The sequence below is a fragment of the Aggregatilinea sp. genome (assembly GCF_036822615.1).
Classification (GTDB): domain Bacteria; phylum Chloroflexota; class Anaerolineae; order Aggregatilineales; family Aggregatilineaceae; genus Aggregatilinea.
In genome coordinates this window covers 16,354-29,113 of record NZ_DAISHJ010000028.1, presented here as the reverse complement: position 1 = coordinate 29,113, position 12,760 = coordinate 16,354, and the positions used below count along the sequence as shown (strand labels likewise).

General features: G+C 61.8%; 12 protein-coding genes and 1 tRNA gene. 1 reads left to right on the top strand and 12 read right to left on the bottom strand.

Going from position 1 to position 12,760, the window contains the following annotated elements; translation table 11 throughout:
• Positions 1-24 precede the first annotated feature (24 nt).
• From V7116_RS10960 to V7116_RS10920, 9 genes are all read right to left on the bottom strand, one after another.
• Entirely contained in the window at positions 25-1,719 is a 1,695-nt protein-coding gene (locus tag V7116_RS10960) for an RNA-binding domain-containing protein (RefSeq protein WP_324391961.1), read from the bottom strand.
• Between the two features lie 170 nt (positions 1,720-1,889).
• Entirely contained in the window at positions 1,890-2,243 is a 354-nt protein-coding gene (locus V7116_RS10955) for a response regulator (protein WP_324391960.1), read from the bottom strand.
• A gap of 63 nt (positions 2,244-2,306) precedes the next feature.
• Complete coding sequence (gene lon, locus V7116_RS10950) at positions 2,307-4,925, bottom strand: endopeptidase La (protein ID WP_324391959.1); 2,619 nt, start codon at positions 4,923-4,925, stop codon at positions 2,307-2,309.
• A 13-nt stretch (positions 4,926-4,938) separates the two neighbouring features.
• On the bottom strand, positions 4,939-5,355 hold the full coding sequence (locus V7116_RS10945; protein WP_324391958.1) for an Hsp20/alpha crystallin family protein: 417 nt from the start codon (positions 5,353-5,355) through the stop codon (positions 4,939-4,941).
• Between the two features lie 240 nt (positions 5,356-5,595).
• Entirely contained in the window at positions 5,596-6,357 is a 762-nt protein-coding gene (locus tag V7116_RS10940) for an MBL fold metallo-hydrolase (protein WP_324391957.1), read from the bottom strand.
• Positions 6,358-6,424: 67 nt separating this feature from the next.
• A complete protein-coding gene (locus V7116_RS10935; RefSeq protein ID WP_324391956.1) occupies positions 6,425-7,942 on the bottom strand; it encodes a stage II sporulation protein M in 1,518 nt (505 codons plus the stop codon).
• Positions 7,926-8,870: an ABC transporter ATP-binding protein gene (locus V7116_RS10930; RefSeq protein ID WP_324391955.1), complete on the bottom strand. Its 945-nt coding sequence runs from the start codon at positions 8,868-8,870 to the stop codon at positions 7,926-7,928. The genes V7116_RS10935 and V7116_RS10930 overlap by 17 nt, the downstream gene beginning before the upstream one ends.
• An 86-nt stretch (positions 8,871-8,956) precedes the next feature.
• Positions 8,957-9,850 carry a prolipoprotein diacylglyceryl transferase gene (gene lgt / locus V7116_RS10925; protein ID WP_324391954.1) on the bottom strand — a complete coding sequence of 298 codons (894 nt, stop codon included), beginning with the start codon at positions 9,848-9,850 and terminating at the stop codon, positions 8,957-8,959.
• Entirely contained in the window at positions 9,847-10,473 is a 627-nt protein-coding gene (locus V7116_RS10920; protein WP_324391953.1) for a CDP-alcohol phosphatidyltransferase family protein, read from the bottom strand. The genes lgt and V7116_RS10920 overlap by 4 nt, the downstream gene beginning before the upstream one ends.
• 92 nt (positions 10,474-10,565) lie before the next feature.
• Between V7116_RS10920 and V7116_RS10915 the strand changes: the two genes are divergently transcribed.
• Positions 10,566-10,640: transfer RNA gene (locus V7116_RS10915), tRNA-Pro, on the top strand.
• A gap of 35 nt (positions 10,641-10,675) precedes the next feature.
• On the opposite strand, the gene mazG is transcribed toward V7116_RS10915, so the two are convergent.
• From mazG to rplM, 3 genes are all read right to left on the bottom strand, one after another.
• On the bottom strand, positions 10,676-11,785 hold the full coding sequence (mazG, locus tag V7116_RS10910) for a nucleoside triphosphate pyrophosphohydrolase (protein WP_324391952.1): 1,110 nt from the start codon (positions 11,783-11,785) through the stop codon (positions 10,676-10,678).
• Positions 11,786-11,909: 124 nt separating this feature from the next.
• Entirely contained in the window at positions 11,910-12,305 is a 396-nt protein-coding gene (gene rpsI / locus V7116_RS10905) for a 30S ribosomal protein S9 (RefSeq protein WP_324391951.1), read from the bottom strand.
• 23 nt (positions 12,306-12,328) lie between these two features.
• On the bottom strand, positions 12,329-12,757 hold the full coding sequence (rplM, locus tag V7116_RS10900; RefSeq protein ID WP_349258503.1) for a 50S ribosomal protein L13: 429 nt from the start codon (positions 12,755-12,757) through the stop codon (positions 12,329-12,331).
• Between the last annotated feature and the right edge of the window lie 3 nt (positions 12,758-12,760).

Genomic DNA, 12,760 nt, shown 5'->3' with positions numbered 1-12,760 from the left:
GCGTGTCACCCTGGCCATTGTAGTTCATTCTGCCGTCGGCTGCGACTGCGCTTCTTCGAGCGCGTCGTCCTCCACGACAAAGGCCTGCCACGGGCCGTGCATCCCGTCTTCGGTCACGCCATAGTAGACGTGCAGGCTGTCCTCGTCACGCTGGATCAGATCGTACCGGATCGTGCCGCCGCGCTTGTAGCGCTTCCACAGGCCGATCTCGCCCTGCCATTCGACTTGATCGGGCTTGACCGCGTTCGATTCCTTCTGGCTGATCGCGTAGTGCCACAGGCGGCGCGCCGAGGAGCGCGTCACATTTTTGACCACGCTGCCGTTGCGCAGGTCGCGCATGACGTGATAACGCACGCCCTTACGCTGCTCGGTGGCGATAATCTCCACACCGGTACGCGGCGCCTCGGCCTTCGGGCTCGAAAGCTGTTCGTTGCTCGACGGTGTTTCGATCTCAGCAGCCTGCGCGGGCGATTCCGGCGAAGCTGCGGGTGTCGCTGCAGACGGGCTGAGCTTCAGCCCTTGCATCACCAACTGCACGATCTCGTCGCGCACGGCCAGACTCGTGTCCGCTTCATCCCGCACGTAGATCTTATTGTCGTCAATGGCATAGGGCGGATCGCCGCCACGCGGCACCTGCAGCCGGATCACCTGCTTGCCCACGGTTTCAAGCACGTCGATCTCGATGTCCAGCGGCGGCGTCAGCTTGCGCTCGATTTCCGTACGCAGCGTCTCGATCGATTCGGTCGCGCTGCGGATCCCGATTGGCGGCTCTTTAGGCTTGTTCGTCACGCCCACATAAATCGTACCGCCGTTGGTATTCGCCATCGCACACACGTCCGCGATCACGGCATACAGCCGCCCGCCCCGGTGCGTCATGCTCTCGTGGAACGTCTGCACGATGTTCGCGCCCTCTTCGCGGGCGTTCTGCACGTGATCGTACTGTTCGGGCGTGCTGCGGTACGGGCGCGTGCGCGCGAAATCGTTGCTCAGGAACACCTCGCGCAGCGCCTCGAAGCTCCGTTCGGGAAGCTGCACTTCGGTCACGCGCTCACCGATGCCCAGATTTTTCTGATTACGCGGGTCCATCACCAGCCGGTGCGCATCCGATCCCTGCACGATGCGCATCCGGCGCGGATATTCGGGCTTGGTCCCATCAAAAAACCGCGCCGTGCTCTTGCGTCCGGGGCGGTCGAGATCGGTCACTTCGAGGGCGTGCAGATTGCCGTCCTGCGTGTAAGCGATTTTCGTCTGCCCGCCGAAGTCGAAGCCGCGCATAGCGACGCCGTGGCTGGAATTGGCGTGCGCTGCGATGACGATGCCTCCCGCCTCGTTGATCATGCGGTAGGCGGTGAGCACGTCCGCCGACGCGCCAACGATCGAAGATCCTTCGTCCAGAGCAGACGCGGGGATATTCAGGCTCAGCAAAATGTGCTCAAGCTGGCGCACCGGCACATCGGGCGAGAAAATGCCGAGGATGTGAAAGCCAAAAGTCGCCGTAAATTCGAACCCCGGCAGCACCAGGATTTTATCCAGCAGCCGCCGGTATTCGGCCAGATTGCGCTTTTCCTCGGCCTGCATGCGCCCAAGCTGTTCGAGATATTCCAGCTTGTTCACTTCGTCGCGCATCGTCCGGTACCCGGCCATCGTGTTGTGGTCGGTAAACGCGACGATATCCAGGCCGCGCAGCTCCGCCTGTCGCAGAATATCAAGATACGTCACACCAGGTTCCTGGTAGTCAATTGACCCCGGTGTGTGAACATGCAGGTCCATTCGGAACCACTGCATCTTCGAACTGGAAGATCGGCGTGATTTCCCTGCCACGTAGTCTCTCTCTCCGTCAGGGCCACAGAGGTGGCCTATATAATGGTGACTTTGAGGAGAAGACTGCGTTACCCAATCAGCTCATAGAATAGGTCGGCAAGCTTACCTGGCTCAAATGGTTTGAACAAAAACTTGTTCGCGCCTGCTCCCAGGGCACTGTCTTCAACGTTCAACCCCGAAGCCATCACAATTGGCGTCGTCGCAAATAATGGGCTGTCGCGAAGCGCTACCACCAGGTCAATACCTTCCATGTCGGTGAGGTGATAATCCACCAGGAACACGTCAGGCTTAATCTCCTGAGCCATCTCGAGCGCCGTTTCGCCGCGTGACGCCGTCGACACTTCGAAGCCATCTAATTCGAGCAATGTCTGCAATAGCTTGGCTGTGTTACGGTCATCATCGACGATCAGAATTTTGGGCAAGGCAGACTTCCTCAGGTGATAGAATGAGAACATCCCCCACAATAATGCTGGGCAGAGGTCTTGTTAGACCTCGCCCATTGGTACCTTATCTTCCGCATTGGGTTGCGCATCCGGCACAGCCCGATCAGCGGGAACCAGTGCCGCGTCAAGCGCCTTGTCGACGCTGTCCACCGGAATGAACGTCATGGATTGGCGCACATCGTCGGGAACGTCATCAAGATCCACTTCATTGTGCCTTGGGAGTATAACTGTGTCAAGTCCGGCACGATGCGCCGCCAGCACCTTGTCCTTGATCCCGCCCACCGGCATCACTTGACCGCGCAGCGTGATCTCGCCCGTCATCGCCACGTTGCCGCGCACGGGCCGCCCCGTGAACAGCGACGCCAGCGCCGTTGCCATCGTCACGCCCGCCGAAGGGCCGTCTTTGGGAATCGCGCCCGCCGGAACGTGCAGATGCACGTCGCGGTGCTCGAAGTAATCTTCGGGCAAGCCGAGATCCTTTGCCTTGCTGCGCACGTAGCTGAAGGCCGCGCGCGCACTTTCCTGCATCACCTGCCCCAACTGGCCGGTGTACTGGAACCCCTTGCTGCCGGGCATTTGCGCGGCTTCAATGAACAGGATATCACCACCCGCCGCCGTCACCGACAGACCCACGGCCACGCCCGGCGTATCGCTGGTGCGCTCCGCGATTTCGTTCTGATACCGGAAGCGCGGGTGATCGAGCAGGTCGGGAATTTCCTTCGCCTCGATTTCGGCATGGCCGTCGCGACCTTCCGCGATGCGCGTCACGACCTTGCGCGCCACTCGCCCGATTTCACGTTCCAGACCGCGCACACCCGCTTCGCGCGTGTAGTCGCGGATGATCTGCGCCAGCGCTTCGTCGGTCAGCGTTAGCTCGTCGGGACGCAGGCCGTTCTCGCGGATCTGGCGCGGCACAAGGTACTGCTTAGCGATCTGCACCTTTTCGCGCTCGGTGTAACCGCTGAGCATGATGATCTCCATGCGGTCGAGCAGCGGCTCGGGGATCGTCTCCAGCGTGTTCGCCGTGGTGATGAACATCACCTCGGACAGATCGAATGGTACGTCCAGGTAATGATCGCGGAACTCGTGATTCTGCTCCGGGTCGAGCACTTCCAGCAGCGCCGACGCCGGATCGCCCCGGAAGTCGCGCCCCAGCTTGTCCACCTCGTCCAGCATGATGACCGGGTTGCGGCTCTCCACGCGGCGCAGGGTCTGGATCATGCGGCCCGGCATCGCGCCGATGTACGTCCGGCGGAAGCCGCGAATCTCGGCCTCGTCGCGCACGCCGCCCAGGCTCAGCCGCGTGAACTTGCGGCCCATCGCCCGCGCGATAGAAATACCCAGCGACGTTTTACCCACGCCGGGCGGTCCCACGAAGCACAGGATCGCGCCTTCGCGCTCGCGCCGCACGAGGTCGCTCTGTGGGCGCTCCTCACGCTCGCCCACGCGCTCCTGGCGCAGCTTGCGCACCGCCAGATACTCGAGAATGCGCGCCTTGACGTCCTTCAGCCCGTAGTGATCTTCTTCGAGCACTTCGCGGGCATGGGCAATGTCGAGATTATCATCGGTGCGCACGTCCCACGGCAGGTTGACCAGCCAGTCCAGGTAGGTGCGGATCACGCCGTATTCGGCGGCGGCGGTGGGCAGCCGCTGGAGCCGGTCCAGCTCGCGGCGTGCTTCGCGCTCGGCCTCTTCGGGCATGTGCGCTTCTTCGATCTTGCGCCGGAACTCTTCCACCTCGACCAGCTGCTCGTCGCCCTCGCCCAGTTCGCGCTGGATGGCCTTGAGCTGCTCGCGCAGGAAGTATTCGCGCTGCATTTTCTCCATTTCGGACTGTGCTTCGGTCTGGATCTTGTGCCCCAGCTCAAGGACTTCAAGCTCCTTGGTAAGCACCGACATCAGCGTACGCAGCTTTTCCAGCGTCGAATCCAGCCGCAGCAGGTTCTGCTGGGCGTCCAGGTCCAGGCGCGTATACGTCGCCAGCGCGTAAACGAGCTGAAGCGGGTCCTCCACGCTCAGCGCGGCGTTCAGCAGTTCGCTGGGGATGCTCGGCGCGAGATCCGCCATGCGCCCGAACATCTCGACCACACTGCGCATCAGCGCCTGCACTTCGAGCGACTCCTCGACCTCTTCGGGGACCATCTCCACATGCGCACGCAGGTACGGCTCGGTCGAGGTGTAGCCGGTCACGCGGATACGTGCGACGCCCTGCACCAGCAACCGGATCGTGCCATCGGGCGCGCGGAACAGGCGGTGAATCTGCGCCAGCGTGCCATATTCATAAATATCATCCGGGCTGGGCGTCTCGAGATCGGGATCTTTCGACGCGATCAACCCCACCAGACGATCCCCCGCGACGGTCTCATCCACCAGCCGGATCGAACGCGGCTGGCCCACGTTGAGTGGGATCGTTGTCTGCGGATAGACTACCAGCCCGCGCAGCGGCAAGATGGGAAGCTCGTCCGGCAGATGCACCTCGATCTCCTGCGCGGGGTTACTTCCGCTCCCGGCAGATTCTTGCGCTTCGGCAGGCAACTCGGCTCCGGCGACATCGACGTCGCGCGGGGCATCATCCTGAGTCGTCGTATCGATGGTCTGTTCTTCGTCTTCGGGCAGTGCAAGCTGCTGCTGCTCGTCCACGGTCTTCTTTTTGTTGGCCATAGGTCAGCTTCTTCTACTGTTCGAGCGGCTGTTCAGGGTCCGTAGGGCTGCTGCCCGCGCTTTCAACTTCTTCCAGCTCGGTATTCACGATCTGGATATGCTGCGCGCGGATGCGCGGCATTTCGATGCGCAGGAAGCCATCACGATACGTTGCCGTCACCTCGTTGCGTTCGACGGTCCACGGCAGCGTAACTTCGGTTCGAAATTCGCCAAATGGGATCTCAAGCTGGTGGAAAGCGCAGTCGCCCGTATTGGTCCGCTGGCGCGCGCCGCTGATCACGAGCTGATCACCATGCAGCACGACACTGAAATCACTGTCGCGCATGCCCGCCACCTCGACCACCACGACCAGGTGATCGCCCTGCTCATAGACATCTGTTGGTGGATACCAGCTTGATGCGTGGCGCACAATCACCCAACGCTGTACCATTCCTCAGATCCCGTTTCAACTCTCCGGCGATCTCGCCGGATGCGTATTTTTAGCGCGCTCACATTCGGCAGCGCGCCGACACATAAGCTACAATGCCAGCCTATGCCCCGATCATAGCATGGCGCTGCATGAGCCTCAATAAGAGTCACGATAGAATATTGCGCAGCGAAATACGAGGAAACAGACAGTTAGGTCCGGCATCCAGACGCATGATTCCAGTCGCAGCGATGGCAGGCCGCTTCAGATTTCATAAACGGTGAAATCTTGCGCCACACCGATCGGCCCGCTGTATGTGGTTCGCGCCTCCGCAGCCAACGCCGCCGGATCAAACGTATCGCTGACCGAGTAGTGAATCAGCTCAAGACGTTTAGCATTCGCCTTCGAGGCAACCTGCCCTGCCTGGGCTGCGCTGGAATGCCCCGCTCCTTCGCCCGATGCTTCGTGCAGCAGCAGATCGACGTTCTGCGCCAGCGCGGTGATCGCGGGCACGGGTTCGGTATCGCACGAATAGCCGATCACTTTACCCGACGTCTTGACCTCGACGCGAAATCCGATGGTCGGCAGGAAGTGGCGCGTCGGCCACGAGATGATGCGGAAATCGTCGTTGTCGAGCAGCAGCACGCCGTCGCGTTCCGGCACGCGATGGAACGCGACCAGAAAGAACTCCGGCCAGCTTTCCCATTCAAAACCGGCCATCATATTTTCAACGCCGCGAATACAGTGAGGCAGGCCGTAGATATGGAGGGAGCTTTTACGACCCATCAGCCACAACTGCATGAGCATCAGAGGCAGACTGCCGACGTGGTCGGGGTGGAAGTGCGCGAGGATGACATCGCTCATATCGTCCAGGGGCACGCCGCAGTGCTTGAGCCGGATCAGCGGGTTCGAGCCGCAGTCCACCAGCACCACGCTTCCGTGATCCCCTTGCAGCACAAAATGCGTATTATCGTGTGCCGCGTCAGATACAGCCGCTGCCGAACCCAGGACGATGAGACGCGCCATAGCGATCCCCCGCTAACCCCACTCTGAAGTACGATGCACTCCTCGCAAAGAGGATACACCACAACCGCTATTTCAACACAAGTTCGATCACGTGGGGCGTCACCAGCACCTCCATCACACCGGCCACGATCAGCAGTGGCAGCACCACGCCCACGCCCAGTTTCAGCGCGTCGCCTAGCGCGCGCAGCCACACTTCGCTGGCGACCATGCCGCGCGGCGGTTTGGTGAGGATGCTGCCCAGGCGCAGCGCCGCCGCCCCCGACAGCAAAATCGCAGGGATCTCGAACAGGCCGTGCGGCGCGACACCCGCCAGCACGATGATCGGATCGATGCCCGATCCGGCAATTTGCACCGCCAGATAGCCGATGATGCCAAACGGCAGCATGACCAGCACCAGCGGCGCGACGCCGAAGCTAATCATCGCCAGGAGCGTTCCTAGCGCAAGCACGCGCACGTTCTGCATCACGACGGCCAGGATCAGGTGTGGGCTGCCCTGCCCCAGATCGAAGAACCGCTGCATGTTTTCCGCCATCGACTGTTCGTCGGTCTGGGCCTGATCCAGCGGCAGACGCCAGTGTGCGCCCATGATCGCGCCCAGCACCAGCGCCGCGACGATGCATACCGCCACGACGGCAGCGCTGTCCTTCAAACTGCCGATCGCGGGAAAGATGCTCTGGCGATACCACTTCGGCAGCGAAAACCGGCCCTCGACGCCCTTAATCTGGCTCCACAGCACCTGGAACCCGTGGCGGATGTTGATCTGGTCCAGCGAGCGCCCTAACAGCTCCTCGCGGTTGAAGATGCGCGCCCCCATACGCACCAGCAGCACGACCACGACCAGCAAACCCAACGACACGTACCACAGCAGGAAGCGGCGGTAGGGCTGGACCATGATCACGCTTTCGCCCATCACCAGCAGCGAGACGGGAATCACGATGAAGCTCGCCAGCAGGTTCGCGGCACGGGTGGACGTGGTCTGGCTGGAGACGACCACCGCCCCGGTGACCATCACCAGCGCCTGCACGGTGGTCAGCACCAAAATCTGCACGATCAGGATCGCCGGGGGGCGCCATTGCTGCGATCCCAACATCAGCCCGCTGATGTACACAATCACCCCGGTGTAACTCGCCAGCAGCGGCGGCAGCATGGCAGCAAAGGCTTTGCCCAGGTACAGCTCGGTGTTGGTCAGCGGCGTGGAGAGCAGCGGCTCCAGGCTGAGGCGTTCTTTTTCGCCCACAAACGTTTCCAGCGCGATCACTAGCGAGATCGACACGGGAAAGAAACCGACGATCATCGGCATAAGTGGCAGCAGCGACGGCAGCAGCGGATCCGCGCCGTGTTCGACGAAAAAGCCGACGAAGGCGTTGGTCATCACGTTCGCCAGCAGCGGGAAGACCAGCGTCAGCAGAAAAATCGGCGTGACGATGCGCCAATCGCGGAAGCTGTCGCGCACCTCGCGCCGCGTCACAATCAGCGCGTTGGAAAGCGTACGGGTAACCGGCGTACGCTCGTCCTGCGGAATGGTAGACGGCACGGCCAGCCCGCCTACGGCGTCGAACTTCGCCGGATCAGTCGCTTTGAGCATCGTGTTCGTGCCCTTCGTCTTCGTGGACGATCTGCAAGTAGACATCTTCGAGCGTGCGGCTAACTTCGCTGAGCGTCACGATGCCAAACCCCAACCCGGTCAGGCGGCGCACCACGTCCGGATTATCCGTGTCAGGCTGCGGCGTGCGGTAACGCAGCCATGTGTCACCCTGATCGGACACCTCGACCATGCCGCGCAGCTCGCCTAGTGCGCCGTTCAATGCCTGGTCGAGGCGCACTTCCATCAGCGGCAAACCAGCGAAGCGCTGCGACAGTTCGCGGAAGGTGCCGTTGGCGATGATCCGCCCGCGACGCATCACCGCAATACGATCGGCCAGAGTCTGCGCTTCGGCCAGATTGTGCGTGGTGATGGCAACCGTGCGTTCCTCGCGCCGCAGCTCGCGGATCGCGTCGCGCACCAGCTTGGCGCTCTGCGGGTCCATCGCGGAGGTCGGTTCGTCCAGCAGCAGCACGGTCGGGTCGTGCAGCATGGCACGCACCAGCGCCAGCTTCTGTTTCATGCCCTTGGAATACGCACCCAGACGCCGGTCGAGCGCGTCGCCCAGCCCGAAGTACTCCATCAGCTCGTAGGGGCGCGTGCGGCGCACGTCGTCCGGCAGATGGTATACCTGGGCGAAAAAGTCGAGGTATTCGATGCCCTTCATGCGCTCATAGAGGCCGTGCTGCTCGGTCAGCACGCCGACGATGGAGCGCACTTTGATGGGGTCCTGCGCGACGTCGTACCCTGCCACACGTGCCCACCCGGAGGTCGGCTGGAGGATCGAAGTCAGCATGCGCACGGTCGTGGTTTTGCCCGCGCCGTTCGGTCCCAGAATCGCAAAAATCGCGCCCGCCTCAACCGAGAGGGTGACGCGATCCACGGCGAGAAAATCGCCATAACGCTTCGTAAGCTCGTGCGTTTCAATCATGTGCGGTGCGGCCCACCCGATTTATCCGGCATCAACTGTGATTGTAGCGCCCAACTCGCAGCCTTGAACGCGTGCTCCGGCAAAATTCATGAATTTTTCGGCATAGGGGCGTGCGTTTCTGCCCCCTCACCGCGCAGCCGCCGCGCGATGTCATGCCGGTGGCGCACGATCAGCGCCAGCGTCGCGGCCACAGCAACCAGCGCGCTGAACACCTGCGACACGTTGAGCCCGCCCGACATCGCCACTTCGATGCGCAGGAATTCAAGCAGCGCGCGCGCCGTGGGATACATCACAAGGTACATCAGCAGGATGTCGCCTTTTTTCAGGCGGTCGCGGAACTTCAGCCACACCACCAGCAGGATGCCTACCGTGAACAGGTTCCACAGCGATTCGTACAGGAACAGCGGGTGAAAGCGCGTGGCTTCGGAATATTCCAGCGGAGGATTATCGATCTTGATGCCCCACGGCAGATCGGTCGGCTTGCCGTAGAGTTCCTGGTTGACGTAGTTTCCCCAACGCCCGATGGCCTGCCCCAGCGGCACAGCCACCGCAGCGATATCCAGCCACGAGAGGATATCGAGCTTGTGCCGCCACGTATAGAGCAGCACGCCCAGCGCGCCGCCGATCACCGCGCCGAAGATCGAAAGCCCCCCGCTCCAGATCACCAGCGGACCTTCATTGAGATCGAAGAAGTGGCTCATGTACCAGCCTGTGTCGCGCCCCGACTCGATCATCGAGATCGACGGAAACAGCACATGCCATGCCCGCGCGAACACGACGCCCAAAATCACGACCCAGATCAGCGCATCCCACACCACGTCGGGATCTTTGTCGTCACGCTTCGCCATCCACGCTGCCAGCAGCGCGGCCAGCGCGATCCCGAGGACGATAATCAGCCCATACCAGTGAAAAACCGGGTGCAGCGTGATACCGAAGATATCGAACGGGCCGATCTCAAGTCCTCGCTGATCGACATTCATGAGGCGTTCTCCCTTTCCTTGAGTTGCTGGTACACGTAGACTATGCGCTGTATCACGGTGACGTGCGTGCCGATGACCATAATCCACAGGCCCGGCAGCACCCACCCTGTCAGCAGCATGATCAGCAGCACCGCGATGCGTTCCATGCGCGTGAACAGGCCGATCTTGCAGTCGAGGTCAAGTCCCTCGGCGCGCGCGCGAGTGTAGCTGACCAGCAGCGATCCCAGCAGCGCCAGGATGCTGAGCAGCACGCCGGTCTGGTTGCCGCGCTCGCTGAAATAATACGCCAACCCCATGAACAGGAAGCCGTCCGCGTAGCGATCCAGCGTGGAATCGAAAAACGCGCCGAACTTGCCCTTGCGCTGCATCGCCCGCGCGACCGCCCCATCCAGCGCGTCCAGCGGCGAGCCGAGGATCACGATGATCCCCGCCCAGAAAAAGTGTCCCTGCGACGCGACCAATCCGGCCAGGGCGACGATGACCAGTCCGGCGGCGGTGAGCCAGTCGGGATGAATCCCCCGCTGCCACAGCGCATGACCCAGGCGCGACGTCAGGCCAGACGTATAGTAACGCGCGCGGTCGGAAAGCGTATTGAAGTGCGGTGCTGGTTTTTCGGTTGACATTTTCAGCCATCCAGATCGATGCAAAACGGAAGCGAAAGTTTCAATTCACCCTTGCCAACTCATCGCCCAGGGTGTACACTACACGTCGCATTCGGGGCGTAGCGCAGCTTGGCTAGCGCGCACCGTTCGGGTCGGTGAGGTCCCCGGTTCAAATCCGGGCGCCCCGACAAACTCCCAATCATACGGTTGGGAGTTTTGTGTTTTAAAGGCCATGTTCCTTCGCGGCGTCCCACAGGGCATCCATTTCCTCGAACGACAGCGCATCCACATCCACGCCGCGCGCCGCCGCCTGCTGCTCGATGTAATGGAAACGCTCGTAAAACCGGCGGTTCGCACCCCGCAGCGCCGACTCGGGATCGATATCCAGCCAGCGCAGCCAGTTCACCGTAGCGAACAACACGTCACCCGCCTCCGCTGCGCGGTCGTCGTCGGTCTGGGCCATCTTCAATTCGTCGAGTTCCTCGTAGATCTTGGCGATCACCGGCTCGACGGTGTCCCAGTCGAATTTCACACGCGCTGCGCGCGTCTGGTAGCTGAATGCCTGCGACAGCGCGGGCTGCGCCTTCGGCACCCCGTCCAGCCGCGAATCGCGCGTTTCGGCCTTCTCCACCTGCTTGAGCTTGTCCCAGTTGACCTTTACGTCTTCGTCGTTGTTGACGTTCACATCGCCCCAGACGTGCGGATGGCGGCGGATCAGCTTTTCGTTCACGGCAGCGATCACATCGGCCATGCGGAACTCACCTGCCTCGACCGCGATCTGGCTGTGGAGCACGATCTGGAGCAGCAGGTCGCCCAGCTCCTCGCGCAGAGCGTCCATATCGCCCGCGTCGAGCGCGTCAAGAACTTCGTACGTCTCCTCCAGCACGTAGGGCCGCAGCGAGCTGTGCGTCTGCTTGCGATCCCACGGGCAGCCCTCCGGCGCACGCAGATGCGCGATCGTCTCCTGGAACCGCTCGAAGCTGCCCGGCTCGGGCAGCGCGGGGACGTACAACACAACTAGCGACCCCCAGCACGTGCTGTCGGCTTGCAGCCGGACCAGTTGGAACGGGTCCACAACAGGCTGGTCGTCGCGGCCAAAGGAGATCACCGAGACCTCATGCAGTTCGGGGTATTGGTTCAGCAGAACGTGGCGGATCAGGGCCACATCGTCGCCCATAACGTTCAGAATCAGAGCGGGCAGATCGGGGTTTAGCGGCGGGTGATGCTGCCCGGAAAAGCGCGTCGCATCCAGCAGTTGCAGACCGTTCAGTGGGTCCAGATTCAGCGCCGCCAGAGCCTGCTCGGCCCGGCGCAAATCCAACTGAGAAGACATACCCATCTCCCTACCTGTACTATTCGTGCGCTCTGTCTGTTATAAACGCAAACAGGCAAAATCCCCACGGATTCCCCTGGGGGTTTTGCCTGAAAAGGTCATGCTGCCGGTACGGGCCGCGAGCTTAACGCTTGGTGTAGGTCGGGGCCTTACGGGCACGCTTGAGACCGGGCTTCTTGCGTTCCTTGATGCGCGGGTCGCGCGACAGGAAGTCGCCCTGGCGCAGCGTAGAACGCCATTCCGGCTCAATCTCGACGAGTGCGCGAGCAATACCAAGCTGGATCGCGTCACGCTGGCCGGTCACACCGCCGCCGTTGACCTTCACGGTTATGTTGTAAGCCGCTTCCTGGGCCACCGCCCGCAGCGGAGCCGTCGCCAGGGCGAGATCGCCCTCGCGCGACAGGAAGTCTTCACCCGGCTTGTCGTTAATCACGACACTGCCGTTGCCGCCGGTCCACAGCCGGACACGCGCCGTCGAACGCTTGCGCCGCCCAATGCCTTCGTAATACTGGTTCGCCATGATTTACTTCTTCCTCTTAGCGCTTAAAGATCGAGCACCTTGGGCTGCTGGGCCTGGTGCGGGTGCTTGTCGCCCGAATAGATCTTGAGCTTCTTGATCATTGCACGGCCCAGCTTGTTCTTGGGCAGCATTCCACGAACGGCTTCATGAAGGACGCGGTCCGGGAACTTGTCGAGCTGCTGACGCAACGTCACGGACTTAATCCCGCCCGGGTAGCCCGAGTGACGGTAGTAGACCTTCGAGTCCAGCTTGTCGCCGGTGACCCGGATCTTCTCGCAGTTGATGATGATCACGTAGTCGCCCGTGTCCATGTGGGGGGCGAAGATCGGCTTATGTTTGCCGCGCAGAATCCGCGCGACCTCGGTGGCGAGACGCCCGAGGGTTTTGTCCTTGGCATCTACCACGTACCACTCGCGCTGGATATCTTCCGGCGTGGGGGTGTAGGTCTTGATCCT

Coding starts and splice junctions, on each gene's coding strand:
- lon (WP_324391959.1), bottom strand. CDS start 4,925: ATGGCCAACAAAAAGAAGACCGTGGACGAGCAGCAGCAGCTTGCACTG.
- V7116_RS10945 (WP_324391958.1), bottom strand. CDS start 5,355: ATGGTACAGCGTTGGGTGATTGTGCGCCACGCATCAAGCTGGTATCCA.
- V7116_RS10940 (WP_324391957.1), bottom strand. CDS start 6,357: ATGGCGCGTCTCATCGTCCTGGGTTCGGCAGCGGCTGTATCTGACGCG.
- V7116_RS10935 (WP_324391956.1), bottom strand. CDS start 7,942: ATGCTCAAAGCGACTGATCCGGCGAAGTTCGACGCCGTAGGCGGGCTG.
- V7116_RS10930 (WP_324391955.1), bottom strand. CDS start 8,870: ATGATTGAAACGCACGAGCTTACGAAGCGTTATGGCGATTTTCTCGCC.
- lgt (WP_324391954.1), bottom strand. CDS start 9,850: ATGAATGTCGATCAGCGAGGACTTGAGATCGGCCCGTTCGATATCTTC.
- V7116_RS10920 (WP_324391953.1), bottom strand. CDS start 10,473: ATGTCAACCGAAAAACCAGCACCGCACTTCAATACGCTTTCCGACCGC.
- mazG (WP_324391952.1), bottom strand. CDS start 11,785: ATGTCTTCTCAGTTGGATTTGCGCCGGGCCGAGCAGGCTCTGGCGGCG.
- rpsI (WP_324391951.1), bottom strand. CDS start 12,305: ATGGCGAACCAGTATTACGAAGGCATTGGGCGGCGCAAGCGTTCGACG.